The 23,984-nt window shown below is 62.8% G+C and carries 22 protein-coding genes; 13 read left to right on the forward strand and 9 right to left on the reverse strand.

Annotated elements, in window-relative coordinates:
• Nucleotides 1-7 precede the first annotated feature (7 nt).
• Nucleotides 8-1,945, reverse strand: a complete 1,938-nt coding sequence (locus ASD07_RS08050; RefSeq protein WP_055927981.1) for an ATP-binding protein — start codon at nt 1,943-1,945, stop codon at nt 8-10.
• Nucleotides 1,946-2,046: 101 nt separating this feature from the next.
• Here ASD07_RS08050 and ASD07_RS08055 point away from each other — a divergent pair, with 101 nt between their 5' ends.
• On the forward strand, nt 2,047-2,679 hold the full coding sequence (locus ASD07_RS08055) for a hypothetical protein (protein ID WP_055927772.1): 633 nt from the start codon (nt 2,047-2,049) through the stop codon (nt 2,677-2,679).
• Here the strand turns inward: ASD07_RS08055 and ASD07_RS30030 are convergent.
• Entirely contained in the window at nt 2,676-2,936 is a 261-nt protein-coding gene (locus tag ASD07_RS30030; RefSeq protein ID WP_057246479.1) for a TraR/DksA C4-type zinc finger protein, read from the reverse strand. The genes ASD07_RS08055 and ASD07_RS30030 overlap by 4 nt on opposite strands.
• A gap of 174 nt (nt 2,937-3,110) precedes the next feature.
• On the opposite strand from ASD07_RS30030, the gene ASD07_RS08060 reads away from it, so the two are divergent.
• The 5 genes from ASD07_RS08060 to fnr all read left to right on the forward strand — a co-directional run bounded on the left by ASD07_RS08060 (nt 3,111) and on the right by fnr (nt 7,614).
• Nucleotides 3,111-4,601, forward strand: a complete 1,491-nt coding sequence (locus ASD07_RS08060) for a PAS domain S-box protein (RefSeq protein WP_229207096.1) — start codon at nt 3,111-3,113, stop codon at nt 4,599-4,601.
• Nucleotides 4,598-5,011 (forward strand): response regulator, encoded by a 414-nt coding sequence (locus ASD07_RS08065; RefSeq protein WP_055927775.1) that lies wholly within the window; start codon nt 4,598-4,600, stop codon nt 5,009-5,011. Before ASD07_RS08060 ends, ASD07_RS08065 begins: the two co-directional genes overlap by 4 nt.
• Nucleotides 5,008-6,111, forward strand: a complete 1,104-nt coding sequence (locus tag ASD07_RS08070) for a response regulator (protein WP_055927778.1) — start codon at nt 5,008-5,010, stop codon at nt 6,109-6,111. Before ASD07_RS08065 ends, ASD07_RS08070 begins: the two co-directional genes overlap by 4 nt.
• A complete protein-coding gene (locus ASD07_RS08075; RefSeq protein WP_055927781.1) occupies nt 6,104-6,739 on the forward strand; it encodes a response regulator transcription factor in 636 nt (211 codons plus the stop codon). The genes ASD07_RS08070 and ASD07_RS08075 overlap by 8 nt, the downstream gene beginning before the upstream one ends.
• Before the next feature lie 101 nt (nt 6,740-6,840).
• Nucleotides 6,841-7,614 (forward strand): fumarate/nitrate reduction transcriptional regulator Fnr, encoded by a 774-nt coding sequence (gene fnr / locus ASD07_RS08080; RefSeq protein ID WP_055927784.1) that lies wholly within the window; start codon nt 6,841-6,843, stop codon nt 7,612-7,614.
• 286 nt (nt 7,615-7,900) lie between these two features.
• On the opposite strand, the gene ASD07_RS08085 is transcribed toward fnr, so the two are convergent.
• The 5 genes from ASD07_RS08085 to ASD07_RS08105 all read right to left on the reverse strand — a co-directional run bounded on the left by ASD07_RS08085 (nt 7,901) and on the right by ASD07_RS08105 (nt 11,780).
• Nucleotides 7,901-8,272, reverse strand: a complete 372-nt coding sequence (locus ASD07_RS08085) for a carboxymuconolactone decarboxylase family protein (RefSeq protein ID WP_082507206.1) — start codon at nt 8,270-8,272, stop codon at nt 7,901-7,903.
• Nucleotides 8,226-8,675 carry a MerR family transcriptional regulator gene (locus ASD07_RS08090; RefSeq protein WP_055927790.1) on the reverse strand — a complete coding sequence of 150 codons (450 nt, stop codon included), beginning with the start codon at nt 8,673-8,675 and terminating at the stop codon, nt 8,226-8,228. The genes ASD07_RS08085 and ASD07_RS08090 overlap by 47 nt, the downstream gene beginning before the upstream one ends.
• Before the next feature lie 50 nt (nt 8,676-8,725).
• A complete protein-coding gene (locus tag ASD07_RS08095) occupies nt 8,726-8,971 on the reverse strand; it encodes a hypothetical protein (RefSeq protein ID WP_055927793.1) in 246 nt (81 codons plus the stop codon).
• 72 nt (nt 8,972-9,043) lie between these two features.
• On the reverse strand, nt 9,044-9,508 hold the full coding sequence (locus ASD07_RS08100; RefSeq protein ID WP_055927797.1) for a DUF1854 domain-containing protein: 465 nt from the start codon (nt 9,506-9,508) through the stop codon (nt 9,044-9,046).
• The gene (locus ASD07_RS08105) at nt 9,501-11,780 is read right to left on the reverse strand and encodes an ABC transporter ATP-binding protein (RefSeq protein ID WP_082507208.1); all 2,280 of its coding nucleotides are present in this window, start codon (nt 11,778-11,780) and stop codon (nt 9,501-9,503) included. The genes ASD07_RS08100 and ASD07_RS08105 overlap by 8 nt, the downstream gene beginning before the upstream one ends.
• A gap of 105 nt (nt 11,781-11,885) precedes the next feature.
• On the opposite strand from ASD07_RS08105, the gene cphA (ASD07_RS08110) reads away from it, so the two are divergent.
• Both cphA (ASD07_RS08110) and cphA (ASD07_RS08115) read left to right on the forward strand, forming a co-directional pair.
• Nucleotides 11,886-14,063 carry a cyanophycin synthetase gene (gene cphA, locus ASD07_RS08110; protein WP_055927803.1) on the forward strand — a complete coding sequence of 726 codons (2,178 nt, stop codon included), beginning with the start codon at nt 11,886-11,888 and terminating at the stop codon, nt 14,061-14,063.
• 12 nt (nt 14,064-14,075) lie between these two features.
• On the forward strand, nt 14,076-16,646 hold the full coding sequence (gene cphA / locus ASD07_RS08115; protein WP_055927806.1) for a cyanophycin synthetase: 2,571 nt from the start codon (nt 14,076-14,078) through the stop codon (nt 16,644-16,646).
• 172 nt (nt 16,647-16,818) lie between these two features.
• On the opposite strand, the gene ASD07_RS08120 is transcribed toward cphA (ASD07_RS08115), so the two are convergent.
• Complete coding sequence (locus ASD07_RS08120) at nt 16,819-17,910, reverse strand: LacI family DNA-binding transcriptional regulator (protein ID WP_055927809.1); 1,092 nt, start codon at nt 17,908-17,910, stop codon at nt 16,819-16,821.
• Nucleotides 17,911-18,078: 168 nt separating this feature from the next.
• On the opposite strand from ASD07_RS08120, the gene ASD07_RS08125 reads away from it, so the two are divergent.
• The 5 genes from ASD07_RS08125 (at nt 18,079) to ASD07_RS08145 (ending at nt 23,405) form a co-directional block, all read left to right on the forward strand.
• Nucleotides 18,079-19,332, forward strand: coding sequence for an Hsp70 family protein (locus ASD07_RS08125; RefSeq protein WP_055927987.1), 1,254 nt, complete (start codon nt 18,079-18,081; stop codon nt 19,330-19,332).
• A 66-nt stretch (nt 19,333-19,398) separates the two neighbouring features.
• Nucleotides 19,399-19,899 carry a DUF2846 domain-containing protein gene (locus tag ASD07_RS08130; protein ID WP_055927811.1) on the forward strand — a complete coding sequence of 167 codons (501 nt, stop codon included), beginning with the start codon at nt 19,399-19,401 and terminating at the stop codon, nt 19,897-19,899.
• A 47-nt stretch (nt 19,900-19,946) separates the two neighbouring features.
• Entirely contained in the window at nt 19,947-20,297 is a 351-nt protein-coding gene (locus ASD07_RS08135) for a hypothetical protein (RefSeq protein ID WP_055927814.1), read from the forward strand.
• An 81-nt stretch (nt 20,298-20,378) separates the two neighbouring features.
• Nucleotides 20,379-22,358, forward strand: a complete 1,980-nt coding sequence (locus ASD07_RS08140) for a TonB-dependent receptor (RefSeq protein WP_055927817.1) — start codon at nt 20,379-20,381, stop codon at nt 22,356-22,358.
• Nucleotides 22,359-22,433: 75 nt separating this feature from the next.
• Nucleotides 22,434-23,405 (forward strand): tetratricopeptide repeat protein, encoded by a 972-nt coding sequence (locus ASD07_RS08145; protein WP_055927820.1) that lies wholly within the window; start codon nt 22,434-22,436, stop codon nt 23,403-23,405.
• A 6-nt stretch (nt 23,406-23,411) separates the two neighbouring features.
• Here ASD07_RS08145 and ASD07_RS08150 read toward each other — a convergent pair whose 3' ends face one another.
• Nucleotides 23,412-23,978, reverse strand: coding sequence for a DUF5625 family protein (locus tag ASD07_RS08150; protein ID WP_055927822.1), 567 nt, complete (start codon nt 23,976-23,978; stop codon nt 23,412-23,414).
• Between the last annotated feature and the right edge of the window lie 6 nt (nt 23,979-23,984).

A 23,984-nucleotide genomic window follows, 5' to 3' on the forward strand; every position in this document is an offset into this window, starting at 1 on the left:
CCTGCTGTTAAACCCGGAGCGGCAAAGTGAGGATGAAGCTGGTGCCCTGGCCGAGTACGCTTTTCACGTCGATGCGCCCACCGAGCAAGCCATACACGATGTTGTAGACAATGTTCAGGCCCAGCCCGGAGCCGCCGCGGCCGAGTTTGGTGGTGAAAAATGGGTCATAGATCTTGCCCATGTATTCGGGCGCGATGCCGATACCGTTGTCGCGCACCGCAATCGACACGGCGTCGTTGCCGATGGTCTCGGCAGTAATCACGATTTCGCCACTCTGCATGCCTTCGAACGCGTGGATCAGGCCATTGTTGACCAGGTTGATGAGGACCTGGCCAAGCGGGCCTGGATAACTGGCCATCGCAATCCCGTCCGGAACGGTATGCGTAACCCGGATGCCGGACTTCCGGAACGTTGGCATCAGCACCAGCAGGATTTCCGATACCAGTTCGTCCAGCTGGAATTCGCGGCTCTGCGACGTTGCGCGGTCGACCGCGACTTGCTTGAAGCTGGCCACCAGGTCGACCGCGCGGTGCAGGTTGCGCAGTACGATCTGGCTGCCGTTGTTGACGTCAGCGAGATAGGCGTTGAGTGCGGAGCGCCTGACGCCCGATTCAACCGCAGTGGCGAAAGCGCTGGTCTGGTCCAGCAAGGTGCTGACGGCCAGCAAACTGTTGCCGATCGGCGTGTTCAATTCGTGCGCCACCCCGGCCACCAGCGAACCCAGGGCTGCCAGCTTTTCGCTGCGCACCAGTTCCTCCTGGGCGCGCTGCAGCGTGCCAAGTGAATCGGCGAGCTCACGGTTGGTGTCGGCAATCTGGCGGGTGCGCACGTTGACCAGGTCTTCAAGTTCGAGTTCGCTGCGTTTGCGGTCCGTGATGTCGGTGGAGACCCCGCCCAAGGCCCAGATATGGCCAAATTCATCGATCAAAGGGAATTTCTCGGAGATGTAGGTGCGCGGGCCGCCAACGGTGCCGCCCGACGTTTCCTCATGGCTGGAGGCACGGCCGCTGGCCAGTACTGCGCGATCGGATTGGCGGATAGCATGGGCCATCTGGTGGCTGAACAACATTTCGTCAACGCTGCCGAGCGGCTCCGGCGAGCCTGGCGGCAGCAGCATGCGGAAACTGTGGTTGACCATCAGGTAGCGGCCGTCGAGGTCCTTCACATAAATCACCGCCGACGACTTCTCGACGATGTTGGTGAGCAGGGCCTGGCTGCGGCGCAGGGCCGCATCGCGCGCGGCGACGGTGCCAAGCATGGTGTTGAAGGCAGCGGCCAGGCGGCCGACTTCATCATGGCTGGTGACCGGCGAGCGCAGGTCAAAACGCTGTTCGCGCGTCACGCGGTCGGCGACCGCGGACAGCGCAAGCAAGGGCTGGGTGACCAGCCGGCGCGAGCCCCAGGCGTACAGGATGGCGCCGAACGACAGCGCGAGAAGGACCACGCCAAGCACCAGGCCGTACTGGCGCAGGCGTTCCAGCATGGAGGGCAGGTGGTAGTCGGTGGCCAGGTAACCGACTAGTTCACGCTCGTAGCGGATGGGGGACAACATCGACAATGCGTAGCCATCGAAACTGTGGCCCTGCTGTTCCAGTTCTTGCGACCATTCGCATACGGCCGACGGATCCCGGTTGAAATGGGCGAATACGCGTTTGTCGGCGGTGAACAGGCAGGCCCGGGTCAGTTCGGGGCTGCTGCGCAGGGCTTCGAGCTTACGGGCGGCACTATTGCTGTCGCCGAAGTTCAGGTCGGCATCAAGGTTCAGCGCAAAGAGTTCGCTGCGTACGGTCAGGTCCTGCACGACACGGGGGCGGGCAACCAGCAGGTCGTAGCTGGCCAGTGCAATCAGCGCAACCAGCACTGCCGCAATGGTCGTCAGGACCGATACCAGCAGGAGCTTGCGCTGCAGTCCTAGATCACGGAAGAAGCCCTGGAAGCTTTTCATCTGCGGTTGGCCCATTTGCACCGGAGTAACTATCTTAGCTCAAGCGGCAAGGCTGCCACAAGCATGCGACATTCCCATGTAATTGTTGCTATGTTTGGCGTATGACAGAAAAGCAAGCTGACAGCGCGAAAGCGCAGCAGGCGCCGCCGCCGGAGCCCGGCGCGCAGCCGCACTCGGGCGGGCAACCGGCGGCGCGCGGACGGCCGCTGGAGTGGCAGGGGCCGGTGTTCTGGATGTCATGCGGCGTCTTGCTGGCAGGGCTGGCCGGAGGTGCCGTCGTGCTCGCGCAGCGCGTTGGCATTGAACGGGACCTGATGGCGGTCGCGACGACGCTGCCGCCCCGTGCGGCGCAGGCAATTCCATCCCCCGCCGCCCCCACGCCCGTAGCCACCGTAGCCAACGTAGCCGCCAGCAGGCCGGGTCCGCCGCCGTTGAGCGATTCATCCACGCGGGACGCTGCGCCGCGCCAGGCGGCGGCTTTGCCGCGCCCCGGCGGGCGGAGCACCGGCATCGCCGCCAAGCATCCGGCGCGCTACGCGGGTGCCAAGCAGCCTGTTCGCAAGAAGGCTGCGGTCCGGCGCAAGGCCGCGCCTGAAACGGAAAGGTACCCGGACGTCTTCAAACGCTGCCCGTGGCCCGGCGAGCCCGGCGCGGTGGAGTGCCGCCGGCACATTTGCAATGGCGCCGAAAGCGAAGGCGCGGCATGCAAGCCTTACCGGCCAAAGCCGCGTTAAACGACAGGAAGCGAGATAAAAGAACGCTGCCGCTCCGCGAGCTCCTGGCAGGCGAGGCAGGTCGCTGCGCCAGGCTGCGCATGCATGCGTCCGGCGGAAATGGCGAGCCCGCAGCGCTGGCATTGGCCAAATGTCCCAGTCGCCAATCGCTCCAGGGCGGCATCGATTGCCGCCGCTTCAGCGGAATCGCGCCCAGCCAGCAGCGCGCGCCGCTGGCGCAGGACGGCGGTCCAACGGTCGATTTCTTCAGGTAGCATGACTGGTCTCCACTTTTGGGGCCACTTTAACGGGCATCCTGCGCTGCGTCACCAGTGCCGCTTGACCTAAGTCAAGTTTGGATTATTTATTCCCCCGCCCTGGCATTTGTCCAGTTGCCACGTTGGACGCTACAATCATAGGATGACAGGATTTGACCACCGACAGGACCCGCTTTGACACATTCAACGATTGCGGAACGCAGCCTGCAGTGGCTGCTGGCATCGGCCACGGACGCGATGCTGATCATCGACAAGGACGGCCAGCTGGTACTGGTCAACCCGGCGCTGGAAACCCTGTTTGGCTACGGTCCCGGCGAGCTGCTGGGCAAAGCGCTGGAAACGCTGATCCCGGAACGCTTCCGCCACGGCCACGTGGGCCTGCGGGGCAACTACTTTGAACGCCCGCATCCGCGCGCGATGGGGGCCGGTTTTGAACTGTTCGCCACGCGCAAGGACGGCACCGAGTTTCCGGTGGAAGTGAGTTTGTCGCCGCTGCAGGACAAAGATACGCAGCCGATGGTGATGGCCACCATCCACGACATCAGCGCCCGCAAAAAGGCCGAACACGCATTGCAGGAAAGCGAAGCGCGCATGCGCGCGATCTTCGAAACAGCGGTGGACGCGATCATTACGATCGACGAGCAGGGCACCATCGAACGCTTGAATCCCGCTGCAGAACGCATGTTCGGGTACCCGGAGCCGGAAGTCCGGGGTCGCAACGTCAAGATCCTGATGCCGGAGCCGCACCGCGAGGCGCACGACGGCTACCTGCACCACTATATGACCACTGGCGAAAAACGCATCATCGGCAAAGGCCGTGAAGTGCAGGGCTTGCGCCGCGACGGCGGCACTTTCCCGATGGACCTGGCCGTCACCGAGATGTGGCTGGGCGGGCGCCGCATGTTCACCGGCCTGGTGCGCGACATCACGGAGCGCAAGCACGCTGAAGAAAAGGCGCAGCAACTGCTGCAGGAGCTGACCAGCGCCAACGAAGAATTGACCAACTTCGCCTACGTCGTCTCGCACGACCTGAAAGCCCCTCTGCGCGGCATCGGCTCGCTGGCCGACTGGCTGGCGCACGACTATGCCGACAAGTTCAACGACGAAGGCAAGGAGCATATGCGGCTCCTGATCAACCGCGTGCACCGCATGGGCGCGCTGATCGACGGCATCCTGCAGTATTCGCGCGTGGGCCGCATCAAAGAGGCGGTGGTGCCGGTGCAGCTCGACCAGCTGGTGGCCGAGGTGATCGATTTGCTGGCCGTGCCGGCGCATATCAAGGTGAGCGTCATGCCGGGCATGCCGACAGTGAGCGGCGAACCGACCCGCATCCAGCAGTTGTTCCACAACCTGGTGTCGAACGCGGTCAAATACATGGACAAGCCGGAAGGCGAGATCGAGGTGGGCTGGGCCGACGAAGGCAGCCAGTGGCGCTTCCAGGTCCGCGATAACGGCCCCGGCATCGCCGAACGGCACTTTGAACGGATTTTCCAGTTATTCCAGACCCTGGCCCCGCGCGACCGTGTTGAAAGCACGGGTGTCGGCCTGGCGCTGGTGAAGAAGATTGTAGAAATGTACCAGGGCAGGGTGTGGCTGGAGTCCGAGCTTGGCAAGGGCACCACCTTCTATTTCACCTTGCCGAAGAAAAGAAAGAATAACGCATGAATAATACGAGCAAGCCAATCCTGCTGGTTGAAGACGACCAGGTCGACGTGATGACCATCCTGCGCGCGCTGAAGGAAGTCCATGTGGGCAACCGTGTCGAGGCGATGGAAAACGGCGAGGCTGCGCTGGAATACCTGCGCGATCCGGCCAGCGAACAGCCCTGCATCATCCTGCTGGACCTGAACATGCCGATCATGAACGGAATCGAGTTCCTGCAGAACGTCAAGCAGGACCCGCTGCTGCGCCGTATCCCGGTGATCGTCCTGACCACGTCGGAAGAGCAGCAGGACAAGATGCGCAGCTTCGACCTGGGCGTGGCGGGCTATATGACCAAGCCGGTTGATTACCGCCAGTTTGTCGAAGTGGTGCGTTCGATTAACCTGTACTGGACCATCAGCGAGCTGCCATGAACATGGTAAGGGTCCTTATCGTCGAAGACGATATCGTCGACCGAATCGCCTGCCGCCGCGCTTTCGCGCAGGCGCCGGGCTTCAATTGCGAACTGCTTGAAGCGGAAAGCGGCCAGGAAGGGCTGGACATCGCCTTGCGCGAAGGGCCCGACTGCATCCTGCTCGATTACCATTTGCCGGACCTGACCGGGCTGGAATTCCTGGCCCGCCTGGCGGCCGACCGCGGCGAGCCCCAGCCGAATATCCCGGTGATGATGCTGACCGGCGCCGACAGCGCCACCGTGGCGGCCGAAGCCATGCGCCGCGGCGCGCGCGACTACCTGGTCAAGGATAGCGACGGCCGTTACCTCGACTTCCTGGCCGGGGCCATCGAGCGCCTGCTGCGCGAACAGCGCCTGATCGACGAAAAGCAGACGGCCGAACAGGTGCTGCGCCAATCGCAGAAGGAGCTGCGCGAACTGGCGGCGTACCAGGAAAAGCTGAAGGAACACGAACGCACGCGAATCGCGCAGGAAATCCACGACGAGCTGGGCGGGCTGCTGACCGGCATCAAGGCGTATATCTCGGTCGCGATAGAACGCGGCGGAGAGCAATCGGACCCTTTGCTGAAGGATGCCGCCAAGCTGGCGCAGGATGCCATTGAAACCGTGCGTCGCGTGATCACCGACCTGCGCCCCAGCGTTCTGGACCAGCTGGGCATCTGGCCGGCGCTGGAATGGTACGCGGAACAGGTGGCGCAGCGCAGCGGCCTGCAATGCAGCTGCAATATCACGCCCGAGGCGCAGGCGCTCGAACTGGATGCGGAGCGCAGCACCATGCTGTTCCGCGTAGCGCAGGAAGCGCTGACCAATGTGGTGCGCCATGCCGAAGCAAGCGTGGCGCGCGTCATCGTCGATACCGACGGCGAGAACGTGGTGCTGCGGGTGGAAGACAACGGCAAAGGCATCGAGAGCGCCGGCTTGTCCGACCGCGAATCCTGGGGCCTGTTCGGCATGCACGAGCGCACGCGCCGCTTCGCCGGCGAATTGACTATCGGCGGCAAGGCCGGGCAGGGTACCACCCTGCAGCTGCGCCTGCCTTTGGAGGACAGGAATGGGTGACAAGATCACCGTTTTGCTGGTTGACGACCATGCGATCGCACGCAATGGCGTGCGCCTGATGCTGGGTACGGCGCCGGACATCAGCGTGGAAGGCGAAGCCGGCAATGCAGTGGAAGCGATGCAGCGCGTGGGTGAACGCAGTTTCGACGTGGCGCTGGTGGACATCAAGATGCCGGGCAAGAATGGCCTGGACCTGCTCAAAACGCTGCGCGGCGAATGCCCGCGCATGGCGGTGCTGGTCCTGAGCACCTATTCGGAGGAGATTTACGCGGTGCGGGCGCTGAAGTCGGGCGCTTCGGGCTACCTGACCAAGGATGCCCCGACCTCGACGCTGATCGAGGCGGTGCGCAAGGCGGCATCCGGCGGCAAACATGTCAGTCCGGCATTGCTTGAGAAATTGGCAACCCTGGTGGGCGGCGGCCCAAGCGGCGACCATGAGGAGCTGTCGAACCGCGAGCTGGAAGTTTTCAAGCTGATTGCCCAGGGCGAGTCGCTGGTGCGCATCGGGGAAAAACTACACCTCAGTCCTAACACCGTGACAACCTATCGCAGCCGCATCCTCGAGAAATTGGGCATGTCCAGCAATGCTGAGCTGACCCGCTATGCCCTCGAGCATGGCTTGATCTGATGCGCTGTAGGGGAAGCACTACGGCAACTACACAGGAAGCTTGATACCGGGAAATGGTGCGGGGCGCGATACTCCTTACATCGAAAACAAGGAGCAGCATCATGAGCCCGGTCATCCCAATCACCCCTGCAAACGCCACTAAAACTTGCGCACCTGCCGCAGCGAAATGCTCGCTGTGCAGCTTCAACCGACTCTGCCTGCCGCAAGGCCTGGCCGACGAAGATGTTGCCCGCCTTGACCAGATCATTTCCCGCCGCCGCCGCGTGAGCCGCGACGAGCCGCTGTACAAGACCGGCGACAGCTTCCACAGCCTGTATGCCGTGCGCTTCGGCCACTTCAAGACTGTGCAGGTGAACCAGCGCGGCGAGCAGACGATTGGCGGCTTCCATATGGCCGGCGACCTGCTGGGCATGGAGGCGATCGGCAATGGCCAGCATTCCTGTAACGCCGTGGCGCTGGAAGACAGCGAAGTCTGCGAGATCCCGTTCAACCGCCTGCAAGAGCTGGTAATGCAGATCCCTGGCCTGCTGCAGCAATTCCACCGCACCATGAGCCGCGAGATCCAGCGCGAACAATCGGTGATGCTGTTCCTGAGCCATATGCGCGCCGAACAGCGCCTTGCCATGTTCCTGTTGAACCTGGCCGGCCGCTACGCCCAGCGCGGCTACTCTTCGACCAGCTTCCAGCTGCGCATGTCGCGTGAAGACATCGGCGGCTACCTAGGCCTGACCGTGGAAAGCGTCAGCCGCCAGCTGGCGCGCCTGCGCCAGGACGGCTCCATTGTCCTGAGCAACCGCGACCTGCGCATTATCGACCGCGCCAAGCTGGAAAACATGTCTTCCGGCGGCATGGCGCAAGAACTCGCAGTCGCCTGATCCACGAACCGGTTGTATCACCTGTAGGGGGTGTATGGGGCAGCTTTCGCTGCCCCTTTTTTATAGTTCTTCCTGGATTTGCGTGACGAGCACCCTCGAGCCAGCGACCGCCGCGGAGCGGGTCTGACCCTTGGGTCAGACCCTGGTTTACCGGCGTGTGCTTTGTGCGTCGGATGGCAGAAGCTTGTCAGCGCCATGCGAGAAAATCCAACCCGGCAAACCAGGGTCAGACCCAAGGGTCTGACCCGCCTGCACCACCCGGACTGGCAAGCTTCAGCTTTGCTGACTACTGTGCGAAGACTTCCTTGGCGGCCATCAAGCCATTGAGGGCGGCCGGGAAACCGGCGTAGACCGCCATCTGCATGATGGTCTCCACGATTTCTTCGCGGCTTACGCCGACGTTCAGCGCGGCGCGGATATGGACCTTGAGCTGGGGCGCGGCGTTGCCCATGGCCGTCAGTGCCGCCAGCACGGCGATTTCGCGCGATTTCAGGTCGAGGCCAGGGCGTGAATAGATGTCTCCAAACGGGAATTCGATCAGGTAGCGCGCGAAGTCCGGGGCAATATCCTGCAGGCTTTGCACCACGCGGTCGCCGGCCTGGCCGTCGACTTCATGCAGTTTTGCGAGCCCGCGCTCGTAGCGGCTTTCGGTGTTCATTGGCATGTCCTCCATCAGTGGTTGGATGCGACGCCAGGGACTGCTCCAGGGTGCGGTAATACGCGATCTTGGCCTGCAATGATGCAGCGGATTGTTGCATCGCCTCGATCTCGGCGAGAACGTCCTGCAGGTGTGCCTCCAGCATCCGGCGCCGTTGCGGCACCGTCGAGTCCCCAGCGCCGCGAAGGGTGGCGAACGACTGCATCTTGCCAATTGGCATATGGGTCGTGCGCAAACGCAGCAGGAATTCGATCCAGGCGAGGTCCGATGCCGCATAGCGACGCTGGCCGCCCGCTGCACGGTGGACCGGGGCAATCAGCCCGATGCGCTCGTAGTAGCGGAGGGTGTAGGCCGTGAGGCCGGTGCGTTTGGCGACTTCATCAATGCTCAGGTGCGATTCCATGGGGTGATCGTAGAAGTTAGAGCGCGCTCCAAGTCAAGCACTTTATTACTCTAAGCGCGATACCGCAACTGCCAGCGCCAGGTCCATGGTGTTGATGTGCGCTTCGATCCAGTCCGGCAAGGTGCGGATGATGTCGCGGGTGCTTGCTTCTTCATTGTCAGTTCACGGCACGCTTGGTCGAAGGCAGGCCGCGGCAGGCCCGCCATTGCATCGAGCATGTCGAAGACAATGCGGTGCGACTGGTCGAGAACCGGGATGCCCAGTGCGAGGTCGGGGCCGAAGACGACGGAATCCATGGGGTTCTCCAGTAGGGTCGAACCGCAATTGTGCCGCCTGGCAACAGGCGGGCACATGATCCAGGTCAACTCTTACAGGAAGCGGTCCAGGATCTTCTTGCTGTGCTTATCCAGGGCGAACTGGTCGCGGATCAGGAAGTGGATGCCATGGCTGTCCGACACCAGGAGCGAAACGCTGCCGATGCGGCGGATGTCTTCCTCGCCGCGCAGCACGAAGCTTGTTGCGCCGCGGTCGGTGTCGACGCTCCAGGTGGAAGGGCAGGCAAAGCTGCCCACGTCCACGATCCGCTTAATCTCCGGCATGAATTCGCGGCCGGCCAGCTCTTCGCGCACGATGTCGGCCACTGCGGGCGACAGGTCGGAAATGCGATCCAGCCAGGCCACTTCCTTGCCGTCGATATTCACCAGCGACAGGCCTTCTTCCGGTGCCTGGATGGGAAACGCACGGACCGGCGACACGCCTTCATGCAATACGCCGTTGGCGTCGATCAGGTTCAGCTTGCCGAAGCTGTCCCGGCTCAAAGTAAAATTAATCATCTTCACGGCTCTTTGCTTTGTCATCCATGTCGGTATCGACGTTACGTGCCTGCGCCTGGTAGAGGCGGTAGTAGGCGCCTTCCCTGGCCATCAGTTCCTCGTGCGGGCCTTCCTCGACGACCTTGCCGCGGTCCATCACCACCAGGCGGTTCGCGCGCTGCAGCGTGGACAGGCGGTGGGCGATCGCAATCGTGGTACGGCCGGCAACCAGGTTGTCCAGCGCCTTCTGGATTTCTTTCTCGGTTTCCGAGTCGACCGAAGCCGTGGCCTCGTCCAGGATCAGGATGCGCGGATCGATCAGCAGGGCGCGCGCAATCGAAATACGCTGGCGCTCGCCGCCCGACAGGCCCTGGCCGCGTTCACCCACCATGGAATCGTAACCCTGCGGCAGGCGCAGGATGAAGTCGTGGGCGTGGGCTGCGCGGGCCGCCTTCATGATGTCTTCGCGGCTCGCTTCCGGTTTGCCGTAGGCGATGTTTTCCGCGATGGTGCCGAAGAACAGGAATGGCTCCTGCAGCACGAGGCCGATATTGCGGCGGTAGTCGGACACGGCGAAGTTGCGGATGTCCTGGCCATCAAGCAGGATCGCGCCTTCAGCCACATCGTAGAAGCGGCAGATCAGGTTGACCAGGGTCGATTTGCCCGAGCCTGAATGGCCCACCAGGCCGATCATTTCTCCGGCCTTGATCTCGAGGTTGACGCCGCGGTTGACGGCGCGGTTGCCATAGCGGAAGCCCACTTCGCGCAGGGTGATGTCGCCGCGCACTTTCTCCACTTTTGCCGGCTGCACCGGATCCGGCACGCTCGAAACGTGGTCCAGGATGTCGAAGATGCGCTTGGCTGCGGAAGCGGATTTCTGCGTCACCGACACGATGCGGCTCATGGAATCGAGCTTGCCGTAGAAGCGGTTGGCGTAGAGGACGAAGGAGCTCAATACACCGACCGTGATGTTGTGCTTGGAGATCATCCAGATGCCGAACACGTAGATCACCAGGATGCCCAGCTCGGTCAGGAACGACACGGTCGGCGAGAACAGCGACCATACCTTGTTCAGCTTATCGTTGACAGCCAGGTTGTGCCTGTTGGCTGTGCGGAAGCGGGTCGCTTCGCGGGTTTCCTGTGCAAAGGCTTTCACCACGCGGATGCCGGGAATGGTATCGGCCAGCACGTTGGTCACTTCACCCCACACGCGGTCGATCTTTTCAAAGCCGGTGCGCAGCCTGTCGCGCACCAGGTGGATCATCCAGGCGATGAATGGCAGCGGCAGCAGGGTGGCAACAGCCAGCCATGGATCGATGGTGAACAGGATCAGGCCGGTCATGATGATCATCAGGACGTCGGAGGCGAAATCCAGCAGGTGCAAGGACAGGAAGACGCAGATGCGGTCCGACTCGGAGCCGATGCGCGACATCAGGTCGCCGGTGCGCTTGCCGCCGAAGTACTCGAGCGACATGCGCAGCAGGTGTTCGTACGTGGTGGTGCGCAGGTCGGCGCCAATGCGCTCGGAAACCAGGGCCAGCACATAGGTCTTGGCCCAGCCGAAGATCCAGGCCAGGACAGCGGCGCCGGTCAGGGCGGCCATGTACTGCACCACCAGCATGTGCTCGACCGGCTTGCCGTTCTGGTAAGGGATCAGCACGTTGTCCGTCAGCGGCATGATGATGTAGGGCGGGATCAGGTGCGCGCCGGTCGACAGCAGCATCATTGCAAAACCCAGCGCCAGCTGCCATTGGTACGGCCGCGCAAAGCGCCACAGGCGGAACAGGGTCCAGGTGGACGGCGGCGTGTGGACCACCTTGGTGCAGACCGGGCATTCTTCCTGGTCGGCTTCCAGCGGCGCCTTGCAGGTGGGGCAGGCGTTTTGTTTGACCTGCTGCAGCGGCTTGCCGTTCAGGTGTGCCTCCAGCAGGCGCGGGAAGTTTTCCGACAGGCGCAGCGCCAGCAGGTTCTGGCCCAGCGTGAAGCGCCACGCAGCCAGGCGCTGTGCGGCATCCACCAGCTCCAGGTGGCCGACGCCGGCGTGATCGTGCAGTTTTAGCGACATGCCGGCGTGATAAGTCCAATCTCGCCATACCGTTTCACCGGGTGCGCGTGCCATAATGCGGCGCTCCGTGAGGAGCACCAGGCCTTTGTTGAAGTGAAGCTTGGAGTCTAGGTCAACCTCCAGCGCGCTGAGTACGTTTTCTTCGGGTGCGAGCGCTGGTAACTCTGTGCGCCACCTGTCGGGAAGTTCTGTCAGGCTGAGCTCAGAGGAAAGTTGGTTTGTTATCATTGTGGATCAGACTCCGGCACTCTTTGCCAAGTGGCAAGAATTGCGAAACAGTGGGAAAATAGAAGGACGGGCGGAGTATACCGCAAGAGGTACAAGAGCTAAAACATGACAAAAAAGAAAGACATAGAGTTTCTCCGTGTAACACACCTGCGCGGACCGAACATCTGGACCTATCGCCCGGTGATCGAGGCCTGGCTGGATATCGGCGAGCTTGAAAACTACCCCTCCAACAAACTCCCCGGTTTTTATGAGCGCTTGACCGCCTTGCTGCCAGGCCTGGTCGAGCATCGCTGCGGCGTCGGTGAGCGTGGCGGCTTCCTCGAGCGGCTGCGCGACGGCACTTACGCCGGCCATATCCTCGAGCACGTGGTGCTGGAATTGCAAAACCTGGCCGGTATGCGTACCGGCTTTGGCAAGACGCGCCAGACCGCCGAAGGCAGCGGTATTTATAAAATGGCATTCCGCACCCGCCAGGAGCAGGTTGGCCGTGCCGCACTGGCTGCCGGCAAGGACTTGCTGATGGCAGCCATCGACGACAAGCCATACGACCTGGCCGCCACCGTTGCAAAATTGACCTCGATGGTCGAATCGCTGTGCCTGGGCCCATCGACCGCCTCCATCGTGGATGCTGCAACCGACCGCAAGATCCCGCACATCCGCCTGACCGACGGCAACCTGGTGCAACTGGGCCACGGCGCGCGCCAGCGCCGCATCTGGACCGCGGAAACCGACAACACCTCCGCCATCGCGGAAGGCATCGCCTCCGACAAGGACATGACCAAGGACTTGCTGAAGTCCGTTGGCGTGCCGGTGCCCGAAGGAACCCTGGTCAAGAGCGCCGACGAAGCGTGGGAAGAAGCGCAGGACATCGGCCTGCCGGTGGCCGTCAAGCCATACGACGGCAACCATGGCCGTGGCGTGTCGCTGAACCTGATGACCGAAACCGACGTGCGCGCTGCCTACGATATCGCGGTTGCGCGCGGCGGCAGCAAGAGCGTGATCGTTGAGAAATTCATCGTCGGTAACGAGCACCGCCTGCTGGTGGTGGGCCGCCGCATGGTCGCTGCTTCCATGGGCGAATCGCTGTGGGTGACCGGCGACGGCAAGTCCTCGGTGCAGGCACTGGTGGACAGCCAGATCAACACCGACCCGCGCCGCGGCACGACCGAGGAATTCCCCCTGAACATCGTGCAGCCGCGCGAATCCGAAGAAGTGCTGCTGGACCTGAAGCGCCAGGGCCTGACGCCGGACAGCGTGGTGGAAACGGGCCGCAAGGTGCTGATCCAGGTGAACGGCAATGTCGCCAACGACGTGACCGACCTGGTGCACCCGGCAGTTGCTGAAATGGCAGCGCTGGCGGCACGCACCATCGGCCTGGACATCGCCGGCATCGACCTGGTTGCCGCCGACATCTCCAGGCCGCTGGAAGAGCAGGGCGGCGCCATCATCGAAGTGAACGCAAGCCCAGGCCTGCTGGCCCACTTGAAGCCAGCTGCCGGCGGTGTGGCGCGCCCGGTTGGCCACGCGATTGCGGACCAGCTGTTCGCCGAAGACGACGATGGCCGCATCCCGATCGTGGGTGTGGCCGGCAGCCGCCAGAACGCGCTGATCGCACGCCTGATCGGCTGGCTGCTGCAAATGAGCGGCCGCTACGTCGGCACCGCGACCGACCAGGGCGTGTATTTGAACGGCCGCAATGTGGCGCGCGGTCCGTTGTCCGAATGGGAGTCCGGCGAACGCCTGCTGCTGAACAAGAACGTGGAAGCGGCAGTCTTCGCCAATTCCGGCCGCATGGTCCTGAGCGAAGGCTTCTCCTACGACAAGTGCATGGTGGGCGTGGTCACCGACGCCGCCGGCCATGAAGAACTGGGCGAGTTCTACATCAACACCCCGGAACAGATGTATGGCGTGCTGCGCACCCAGGTCGATGTGGTGCTGCCTGAGGGCGCAGCCGTCCTGAACGCTTCCGATGCGCAAGTGGTGGAAATGGCCGAGCTGTGCGACGGCGACGTGATCTTCTACGGCACCGATGAACACGTGCCGGCGATCGATTCGCACCGCCAGGATGGCGGCCGCGCCGTGTTCCTGCGCGATGGCGGTTTCGTCATGGCGGCCGGCCGCGACGAGCTGGCGGTGCTGCCGCCGTCCTGCCTGCCGGCCAGCGGGGAAGACCGTAAGGAAGCAGTATTGGCCGCGATTGGCGCCGGCTGGGCCATGGGCCTGTCGCCGGACCTGATCGGCGCTGCGCTGCGCACCTTCGAGTGGAATACCAAGAAAAACTAAGGATTACCAGGAATGGAAGTTATTCGCCTCCGCGCTCTGCGCGGCCCAAATCTGTGGAGCCACCATACGGCTGTTGAGGCCATCGTGTCCTGCACGCCGGAAGAACGCTCCGTCGACAAGATCCCTGGTTTCGAAGTGCGCCTGCGCACCCGCTTCCCACGCCTGGCGCAGCTGCAGCCGGACGGCCACGCCGACACCATCCCGATGGCGCATGTGCTGGAACTGGCCGCCCTGGGCCTGCAAGCCGAAGCCGGCTGCCCGGTGACCTTCAGCCGCACCACCCAGACGCTGGAAGACGGCATCTACCAGACGGTGGTCGAATATACCGAAGAAGCGGTGGGCCGCCTGGCCATGGAATGGGCGGAAAAGCTGATCAAGGCTGCGGTCGACGACACTCCGTTCGACCTGGCCGCGGCACTGCATGAACTGCACGAGCTGGATGAAGACGTGCGCCTGGGACCGTCGACCGGTTCCATTGTGCATGCCGCCGTGGCACGCAAGATCCCGTTCCGCCGCATGACCGAAGGCTCGATGGTGAGCTTTGGCTGGGGTTCGAAACAGCGCCGTATCCAGGCTGCTGAAATGGACAGCACCAGCGCGATTGCCGAAACCATCGCGCAGGACAAGGAACTGACCAAGAAACTGCTGGACGCCGCCGGCGTGCCTGTTCCAACCGGCCGCACCGCCGAAAACGCGGAAGACGCGTGGAAAGCTGCGCTGGAGATCGGCCTGCCGGTCGTGGTCAAGCCGAAGGATGGCAACCAGGGCAAGGGCGTGACGGTCAACATCACCACCCGCGAGCAAACCATCGCCGCTTACAACGCCGCCAAGGAATTCCGCGACGACATCATGGTCGAACGCTTCCTGGCCGGCCACGACTTCCGCCTGCTGGTGATCGGTAACAAACTGGTCGCTGCTGCGCGCCGCGATCCGCCACACGTGGTCGGTGATGGCGTGCATTCGGTGCGCGAACTGGTGGACATCGTCAACGCTGACCCGCGCCGCGGGACCGGCCACGGCACCGCGCTGACCAAGATCCGCTTCGACGATATCGCCCTGGCGCGCCTGGCGCTGCAAGGTCTGGCGGCCGATTCGGTGCCGCCAATCGGCCAGCGCGTCGTGCTGCGCAATAACGCCAACCTGTCGACCGGCGGTTCCGCCACCGACGTGACCGACGACGTGCATCCTGAAGTTGCCGCGCGTGCGGTGGAAGCGGCGCAGATGATCGGCCTCGACATCTGCGGCGTGGACGTGGTGTGCGATTCCGTACTGCGTCCTATCGAAGAACAGAATGGCGGCGTGGTGGAAGTGAATGCCGCGCCCGGCCTGCGCATGCACTTGTCGCCTTCATACGGCAAGGGCCGCCCGATCGGCGAAGCGATTGTCAGCTCGATGTTCCCCGAGGGCGACGATGGCCGCATTCCGGTGATTGCGGTGACCGGCACCAACGGCAAGACCACCACAGTGCGCCTGGCTGCGCACCTGATCGCGTCCTCCGGCCTGCGCGTGGGCATGACCAATACCGACGGCGTGTACGTCAACGGCCGCCAGATCGATTCCGGCGACTGCTCCGGCCCGCGCTCGGCGCGCAATGTGCTGCAGCACCCTGACGTGGATGCGGCAGTATTCGAGACCGCCCGTGGCGGCATCCTGCGCGAAGGCCTGGCGTACGACCGCTGCAAAGTGGCCGTAGTGACCAATATCGGCGCCGGCGACCACCTGGGCCTGAACTACATCACCACCGTGGAAGACCTTGCGGTGCTGAAGCGCGTGATCGTGATGAACGTCGACGAGCATGGCTATGCGGTGCTGAATGCGACCGATCCGATCGTGGCTGCGATGGCGGCCAAGTGCAAAGGCAAGGTGATCTTCTTTGGCGCGGACCGCTACCATCCGGTGGTGGCGACGCACCTGGCGCAGGGCAAGCGCACCGTGTACATCGAGAACGGCCAGATGGTGGCGGTGGAAGGCAAGAACGAACAGCGTATCCCGCTGGCGGACGTGCCGATCACCTTCAACGGTACCATCGGTTTCCAGGTGGAGAACACCATGGCGGCAGTGGCTGCGGCCTGGGCTGCCGGCATCGACTGGGATTCGATCCGCCGCGGCTTGCTGACCTTTACCACCGACAGCCACAATGCGCCGGGCCGCTTTAATATCTTCAAGTATCGCGGTGCGACCGTGATTGCTGACTATGGCCATAATCCGGATGCGATGCTGGCACTGGTGCAGGCTGTGGATGCAATGCCTGCCAAGCGCCGTTCAGTGGTGATCTCGGGCGCCGGCGATCGCCGCGACCAGGATATCCGCGAGCAGACCGAGATCCTCGGCAAAGCGTTTGATGATGTGATTCTGTACCAGGATGCCTGCCAGCGCGGGCGTGCCGACGGCGAGGTAGTTGGCTTGCTGCGGCAGGGCCTCGTTGGCGCCAGCCGCACCAGGCAGATCGACCAGATTACCGGCGAGTTCGTTGCGATTGATACGGCGATGGATCGTTTGCAGGATGGGGATCTGTGCCTGATCCTGGTGGATCAGGTGGAGGAGTCGCTGCGGCATATCGCCAAGCGGATTGCTGCTGGATAAAACCGGTAAACCAGGGTCTGACCCAAGGGTCAGACCCCCAACGGTACTACGGCCGCGGTTTGGGGTGGTACGTCATTGATCTTTTCAGAAAATCAAAGGCGAACAACCTCAATCCGCGGCCGTTGAACAGACTGGGTCTGACCCTTGGGTCAGACCCGGGTTTACCGGTTTTTCAGGCCGCCAGCACAGCCTTCGGCGCCACCAGCCTCGCAGTCTCGCCGTCAACAAACTGCGCAGCAAACACCCGCTTCTCGGCCTCAACGGGCCCGTCGGCCTCAATCAGGCTGCAAATCAAATCCGCCGTTGCCACTGCCATCTTATGCAAGGGCTGCTTCAAGGTGGTGAGCTCGTAGCTGAGCCATTGCGACCCTTCCACCGCATCGCAGCCGACAACCGACATCTGCGACGGCACGTCGATATGCAAATGCTGGCGCGCCGCGTCCATGCAGCCCATGGCCATCGCATCATTCCCGCAAATTACCGCATCCGGCACCACGCCGATGCGCGCAATCAGTTCATGCAGGCCGGCCACGCCGCTCGAGTAATCAAAGCAACCGTGGAACACCGGCGCCTGCGGCAGCTCCAGCTCCGCGATCCGGTCCAGCGCCCCGCGCAAGCGTTCGCGCGCCACCGAGTTCTGGGCCGGGCCGCCAATCAGGGCGAACTGTCGGTGTCCTGCAGCCGACAGGCGGGTCACCAGCGCGCGGCTGGCCTCATACTGGTCGCACAACACGGTGTTGACGTCCAGGTCGCGCAGATGGCGGTTGAATACCACCAGCGGCACCTTGCGCCGTTTGAATTCGTTGACATGTGCTTCCGTCAGCCGGGAGGCCGCCACCACGCCATCAACCTGGAACTGCCAGATTTCGGTCAGGATGTTCTCAATTTCGCCCTCATGCTGCATGGTGAAGAGCAGGGCACGCTTGCCGCGGCGATTCAGCTGCTGGCTCAGCTCCGACAAAGCCGCCGGGTTGTATAGCATGCTGGAATGCGAAACCACGATGGCCACGATATTGGTGCGGCGCGTGATCAGGCTGCGTGCTGCCGCATTCGGGATATACTCCAGCCCCTCGGCCGCCTTCATCACCCGCGCATAGGTCGCTTTCGACACGCTGGCGCCGGGTTTGAAGCAGCGCGAAACCGCCGATTGCGACACGCCAGCCACGAGCGCGACATCATAGGAGGTGACGCGGCGTCCCTCCAGGAGGATGATGGCCTTTTGCTCGGCGAGACTGACTGCTGGTTGTAGCGTAGTTTGGCGCATGAATGCGGGGTTGCGGCAGGAATGCTTGCGATTTTGAAAATAAACACCAATCTTACCACATGGCAATAGTTTCCCCAGGTTTATAAGGTCCTGTCGGGCCAAGGTGTGGCGCACATGCCGCGCCGCTCTCTGTTAAAATACCGCCCCTTTTGGTTTCGGATGATTAAGATGGCACAGGCTTGCGGCATCGACTTTGGCACTTCCAACTCCACCGCAGGATGGGTGCGCCCCGGCCAGCCCATCATGCTGGAGCTTGAAGACGGCAAAATGACGCTGCCGTCCGTCGTATTCTTCAATGCGGAAGACGAGGAAACCAGCTATGGCCGCGCCGCGCTGGCGGAATACCTGGCCGGCTGCGAAGGGCGGCTGATGCGCTCCCTGAAAAGCCTGCTGGGCACCAGCCTGATTGATGGCCAGACCGAAGTTGGCGGCCGTACGCTGCCTTTCCGCCTGTTGCTGTCGCAGTTCATCGGGGAAGTGAAGCGCCGCGCCGAAGCCGCCGCCGGCCGCCATTTCGACCATGTGGTGATGGGGCGCCCGGTGCATTTCATCGACGACGACAAGGTCGCCGACCAGCTGGCTGAAGATACCCTGGCCGAGATCGCGCGCAGCGTCGGCTTCCGCGAGGTGGCGTTCCAGTACGAGCCGATTGCGGCCGCATTCGAATATGAATCCCAGATCGATCGCGAAGAACTGGTCCTGATCGCGGACATCGGCGGCGGTACGTCGGACTTTACACTGGTGCGCCTGGGGCCGGACCGCGTGGCGCGTACCGAGCGGGTCGATGACATCCTCGCCACCGGCGGCGTGCATATCGGCGGTACCGATTTCGATAAATACCTCAGCCTGTCGAGCGTGATGCCGATGCTGGGTTATCGCAGCCAGTTCCGCAGCGGCGCCGAGGTGCCGTCCAGTTACTACTTCAACCTGGCGACCTGGCACACCATCAACCAGGCGTACACCCGCAAGATGCAGGCGCAATTGACGGAAATGATCCGCGATGCGCGCGAGCCGGCCAAGCTGGAGCGCCTGCAGCACTTGATCGAGGAGCGTGCAGGCCACTGGCTGGCGTTGAAAGTCGAAGAGGCCAAGATCGGCCTGTCGACCGCTGACGACGTGCAGCTCAATCTCGAACGTTTCACGCCGCCGGTGCTGCTGGACGTCACGCGCGGCGGTTTCGACAACGCCGTCGACCACCTGGTGCACAGTGTCGGCGCCACCGTGACGCAGTTGCTGGCGGACGCCGGGGTGCAGCCGGGGCAGGTCGACACCATCTTCTTCACCGGCGGTTCCAGCGGCGTGCGCCTGCTGCGTGAACGTATCGCAGCCCTGGTGCCGGGGGCGCGCCGGGTCGAAGGCGATTTGTTTGGCAGTATCGGCGCCGGCCTGGCGCGCGATGCGCTGCGCAAGTTCGGTGGCTAAGTCGCTGGCGCGCCTTTCCCGATAGGATTAGAATTGCCGATTTCCAATTTCTTAATATTACTTCCAATGAAACAGATTGCCTTCGTCGCTCTCCTGGCCTCGCTCCTTGCCGGTTGTGCTGCCAGCGGCCCTTTGTACAATGATTACCGCCAGTCCGTTTCAGATGTTGGAAACAGCAAAGCGCGGCTTGTGCTGTACCGTACAGGCGAGAGCATGATAGGGTCGGCGCGTTCAATCCGCGCCCGCGTGGATGGCGAAGTTGTTGGCTACGTCGATCACAAGGGCTTCAATGTCTTTGATGTCGAACCGGGCGCCCATCTGCTGCAGGCGGACCTCGTTGATAGTGCAGGGGCATGCAACCTGAACCTCGAGGCGGTTGCTGGAAAGACCTATTATTTTGAGGTGACCCCACGGAAAAGCAGCATGGTGGCGGGCATGACGTTTGGCTTTGTCGGCCAAGCCGTTGAATCGGCTGGGAAGACCTGCGGCGGTGCAGTCGAAGTGACTGAAAAGAACGAGGGAACGGCAAAAGGAGCGCTGGTGACGCTGGGTAAATCGAAGAGCTAGCATCAAACGCTTGTTAATTTACACGAAGCCTGCTTAAAATAGCCGCCGTGAAGAAAGCCAATCGTCATTTCCTGCACGTGTTACTCGCGCTGCTGCTGGTACTGTCCCAGCAGCTCGGGATGGCGCATGCGGTTTCGCATTGGGCGGACTTCCGCCACGGCAGTGAACAGCAGCAGGCGACCGATGTCGATGGCAATGGCCTGAGCGCCGGCCTGGCGCTCGACCACAACTGCAGCCAGTGCGCGGCCTTTGCGTCGCTGGCCACGGCGATCCATACGCCGAGCTTCACCTTCCCATCGGTCGACTACAGCGCGCCGCAAGCCGGCGTCGCCTTGCCGCAGCTTGACAGTACGCGCACCGCGCGCGCTTACGATTCGCGCGCACCACCCCTGGCCTGACACAAACAAGGTAATGCATTTGCTGCCGCCGTGGCCCCGTGCCGCGTGCTGGCTATTGTTTGTCGTATCCAGAGGTTTACTATGAATTTCAAATACTCCCTGCTGGCAGGCGCTGTCCTGTCGGCCGTATCCGCCATTGCCTGCGCCGATGACGGCGAAGTGACCAAGGTTGTGGTGACCGCCAACCCGTTCCACAAAGGCGAGACCGAACAAATCCTGTTGCCGGCCAAGGTGCTGTCGGGCGACGAATTGCGTGACAAGATGGCGAATTCGCTGGGCGAAACGCTGTCGTCCGAACTGGGCGTATCCGCGTCGGCGTTTGGCGCCGGCGCTTCGCGCCCGATCATCCGTGGGCTGGAAGGTGCGCGCGTGAAAATGCTGGAAAACGGCATGGCCGTTTCCGACGTATCGGGCCTGTCCAACGACCACGCGGTTTCGGCCGAAGGCACGGTGGCGCACCAGATCGAAATCCTGCGTGGCCCGGCCTCGCTGATGTATGGCTCGGGCGCGATCGGCGGCCTGGTGAACGTGGTCAATGAACGTATCCCGCCGGCGCTGGAGCAGAAACTGACCGGCCAGGCCGAAGCCCGCTACAGCACCGTTGACGACGGCAAGGCCACCTCCGGCACCATCGACGGCGCTATCGGCAAAGTGGCGCTGCACCTGGACGCCAACACCCGCCAAACAGGCGACTACAAGATCCCGGGCAACCGTATCGAAGGCGATCCCGATTCCGGATCCGGCCGCCTGCCGCATTCGGGCACCAAGGAAAAGGGCGCCGGCTTTGGCGGTTCCTACATCGATAGCTGGGGCTATGTGGGCGCATCCGTTTCGGGCCTGGATAACAAGTACGGCATTCCGAGTGCGGAAGGTTCGACGATCGACCAGCACCAGACCCGTTACGATATTGACAGCCTGTTCAAGAATCCACTGCCAGGCATTGAGTCGGCCAAGTTCAAGGCTGGCTACACAGACTACCACCATGCCGAACTGGGTGACGATGGCCAGCCGGAAGTGCTGTTCAAGAACCGTGCAATCGAGACCCGTGCCGAGGCAGTACACAAGGGCATCGCGGGCTGGCACGGCACCTTCGGCATGCAGACGGAATTGACGCACTTCTCGGCCCTCAGCGCGGAAGGCGGCGCCGACACCGTGCCGGTCACGCGCTCGAATTCGACCGCCGGCTTCCTGGTCGAGGAAAAAGAGTGGGGTCCGGTGCGGGTGAATGCCGGCCTGCGCCTGGAACGCATCAAGCGCGAGCCGGTGAGCGGCCTGGACCGCTCCTTCTCGCTGCAAAGCGGCGCGCTTGGCGCCTTATGGTCGTTCACGCCGGGTTATGCGACGGGCCTGACACTGTCGCGCGCGCAGCGCGCCCCGTCGACCGAGGAACTGTATTCCGGCGGCCCGCATGATGCGACCATCACGTTTGACCAGGGCGACCCGAACCTGCGCAAGGAAACGTCGCGCAACATCGAGTTCTCGCTGCAAAAGACCGCGGGACTGATCCGCTGGAAGGGCAACCTGTTCCACAACAGCATTTCAGACTTCATTTACGGCCATGTGACTGGCCGCACGCTCGACGAAGAAGGCAATGATGGCGGCGAATTCCGCGAACGCCTGTTCAGTCAGGGCAATGCCACCGTACGCGGCGCCGAAGCGGAAATCGAATACAACCCGCTGGCAATGGGCCTGAACGGTCGCGTGTTTGCCGATACCTCGCACGGCGACCTGAAAAACAGCGGCAGTCTGCCATTGCAGCCTGCCTCGCGCGTCGGCGCCACCATCGGCTACCGCAGCGCCAACTGGCGCGCCGGCGCGACCTGGATCCACGCCCAGTCGCAAGACCGCCTGGCCTCGTTCGAGTCGACCCAGACCGGGTCTTACAACCAGTTGAACGCGAACCTGTCGTACACGCAGAAGCTGCAAGACATGGACCTGACCTGGTTCGTGCTGGCGAAGAACCTATTGAACGACGAGATCCGCGTATCGACCTCGCTGTTGAAGGATGTCTCGCCGTTGCCGGGCCGCAGCTTTGTATTTGGTGTGCGCGCCAAGTTCTGAGCTTGCGCAAAATCAAACCCGGCACGGAGTCGCTTCTTATACTTTAGATAACAATCCAGGGTATGGGAGGCGAAGATGGGCAAACGTCTGGCAGACCGGGAGCGCATCTTCCGGTGGTTCCTTGGCCCCGCCCAGCGGGGCAATCCCTATGCGCAGTTCAACCTGGCGCTCCTTTACAAAAACGGGCAAGGTGTCGACAGCGACGCGCGCCAGGCATTCAGCTGGATGCGCATGTCGGCCCTGCAAGGGTTGGCCTTCGCCCAGAACCAGCTTGGAGCCATGTACTACAAGGGTGTCGGTATCGGTTTCAGCGATGCCGAAGCAGTCTACTGGTTCCGGCGTGCCGCGCGCCAGGGCGATCCCTCTGCGCAGCAAAACCTTGGGCAGATGTACCGGCGCGGCCGCGGCGTCCCCGTCAACGAAGAGATGGCTGCGCGCTGGTTCAGCCGAGCCGCTGAACAAGGCATTGCCAGCGCACAGGCGCTGCTGGGCGAGGCTTACCTGCATGGCCGCGGCGTCAGTCCTGACTGCAAGCTTGCGCAAGCCTGGCTGCGCAAAGCCGCGGTGCGCGGCGAAGTCCACGCCCAATGCCTGTTGGGCAGCATGTTCGCCCACGGCACCGGAGTCGAACGCGACACGGTGCAAGCGCTGATGTGGTATAGCCTGGCCGCAGAAGGCGGTTCGGTCCAGGCCCAGTTCAGCGTGGCCGTGCTGTACGCCAGCGGCGAAGGTGTACAGCGCGACCTGGGCCGGGCTGTTCACTGGTACCGCAGCGCGGCTGAAAAAGGCGATGCGGCAGCACAGAACAATCTCGGCGTCCTGTACGCGACGGGGCAGGGTGTCACGCAGGACGAAGCCGAAGCGCTGCGCTGGTACAGGCGTGCGGCAGCGCAAGGGCACGTACTGGCGCGGCATAACCTGGCCGGCCTGCATGGCGGCGCAGCCAATGCGGCGCTGCCCGACGAACATGCGCGCGGCAGTATTGATTTCGGTGAAATGTTGAGACCGCGGACCCAGGAGCGGGAAGCACGCAGCGGTCCGCGCTGAAGCGGCCTATCGCTGTGCGGTCAAGGGACGTTCTCGGCTTGGCGCCAGCATCACGGTGGTATTCAAGTGCCCCAGGCCGGCCTGGGCGTCGACATTCTCGACGCGCACGCTATAGGCACCGCGCGCCAACGCGAAATTGCCAAGGCTGCGCGAACGCTGGTTGGCCCATTTGCTGGCCACGCACAAGGTATTGGCAGTGCGCGAATAGACCAGCGCATTGTCTGGCTTATGCCGTACTTCGACTTTGAATGCCATCGGGCGGCCAAAGCTGGCGCGCTCCTGCTTTGGCACTTTGGCGAGGTCGACGCCTTCGCCGCAATCTTCGACGCGGCGATCGCCGATGATCGACACGTCCTGCTTGCTCAGGGAATCGCCGGCAGGATTGCTCAGCTCAAGCATCAGGTCGTATTTCAGGTCTACAGGCACTTCGACATCGGCCGTGACGACCGTGCCTGCCTCGCCAAGCTTCATCTGGACGTCTTTCATGAGCGGCGGGAATTCACACAGCGCGACCGTCGCCATCGCCAAGCCGACAATGGGTTTGTGGCACAGGTTGTAGATGAATGGGCTCATGAATTC

This window comes from Duganella sp. Root336D2, from assembly GCF_001425005.1.
Taxonomy (GTDB): Bacteria; Pseudomonadota; Gammaproteobacteria; order Burkholderiales; family Burkholderiaceae_D; genus Rugamonas.

Excerpts from the sequence above, each read along its gene's own strand:
- ASD07_RS08125 (WP_055927987.1), top strand. The coding sequence starts at position 18,079 with ATGGCACAGGCTTGCGGCATCGACTTTGGCACTTCCAACTCCACCGCA.
- ASD07_RS08120 (WP_055927809.1), bottom strand. The coding sequence starts at position 17,910 with ATGCGCCAAACTACGCTACAACCAGCAGTCAGTCTCGCCGAGCAAAAG.
- ASD07_RS08140 (WP_055927817.1), top strand. The coding sequence starts at position 20,379 with ATGAATTTCAAATACTCCCTGCTGGCAGGCGCTGTCCTGTCGGCCGTA.
- ASD07_RS08130 (WP_055927811.1), top strand. The coding sequence starts at position 19,399 with ATGAAACAGATTGCCTTCGTCGCTCTCCTGGCCTCGCTCCTTGCCGGT.
- ASD07_RS08095 (WP_055927793.1), bottom strand. The coding sequence starts at position 8,971 with ATGGATTCCGTCGTCTTCGGCCCCGACCTCGCACTGGGCATCCCGGTT.
- ASD07_RS08050 (WP_055927981.1), bottom strand. The coding sequence starts at position 1,945 with ATGAAAAGCTTCCAGGGCTTCTTCCGTGATCTAGGACTGCAGCGCAAG.
- ASD07_RS08065 (WP_055927775.1), top strand. The coding sequence starts at position 4,598 with ATGAATAATACGAGCAAGCCAATCCTGCTGGTTGAAGACGACCAGGTC.
- ASD07_RS08085 (WP_082507206.1), bottom strand. The coding sequence starts at position 8,272 with ATGAACACCGAAAGCCGCTACGAGCGCGGGCTCGCAAAACTGCATGAA.
- ASD07_RS08145 (WP_055927820.1), top strand. The coding sequence starts at position 22,434 with ATGGGCAAACGTCTGGCAGACCGGGAGCGCATCTTCCGGTGGTTCCTT.
- ASD07_RS08055 (WP_055927772.1), top strand. The coding sequence starts at position 2,047 with ATGACAGAAAAGCAAGCTGACAGCGCGAAAGCGCAGCAGGCGCCGCCG.
- ASD07_RS30030 (WP_057246479.1), bottom strand. The coding sequence starts at position 2,936 with ATGCTACCTGAAGAAATCGACCGTTGGACCGCCGTCCTGCGCCAGCGG.
- cphA (WP_055927803.1), top strand. The coding sequence starts at position 11,886 with ATGACAAAAAAGAAAGACATAGAGTTTCTCCGTGTAACACACCTGCGC.
- fnr (WP_055927784.1), top strand. The coding sequence starts at position 6,841 with ATGAGCCCGGTCATCCCAATCACCCCTGCAAACGCCACTAAAACTTGC.
- ASD07_RS08075 (WP_055927781.1), top strand. The coding sequence starts at position 6,104 with ATGGGTGACAAGATCACCGTTTTGCTGGTTGACGACCATGCGATCGCA.
- ASD07_RS08100 (WP_055927797.1), bottom strand. The coding sequence starts at position 9,508 with ATGATTAATTTTACTTTGAGCCGGGACAGCTTCGGCAAGCTGAACCTG.
- ASD07_RS08070 (WP_055927778.1), top strand. The coding sequence starts at position 5,008 with ATGAACATGGTAAGGGTCCTTATCGTCGAAGACGATATCGTCGACCGA.
- cphA (WP_055927806.1), top strand. The coding sequence starts at position 14,076 with ATGGAAGTTATTCGCCTCCGCGCTCTGCGCGGCCCAAATCTGTGGAGC.
- ASD07_RS08090 (WP_055927790.1), bottom strand. The coding sequence starts at position 8,675 with ATGGAATCGCACCTGAGCATTGATGAAGTCGCCAAACGCACCGGCCTC.
- ASD07_RS08150 (WP_055927822.1), bottom strand. The coding sequence starts at position 23,978 with ATGAGCCCATTCATCTACAACCTGTGCCACAAACCCATTGTCGGCTTG.
- ASD07_RS08105 (WP_082507208.1), bottom strand. The coding sequence starts at position 11,780 with ATGATAACAAACCAACTTTCCTCTGAGCTCAGCCTGACAGAACTTCCC.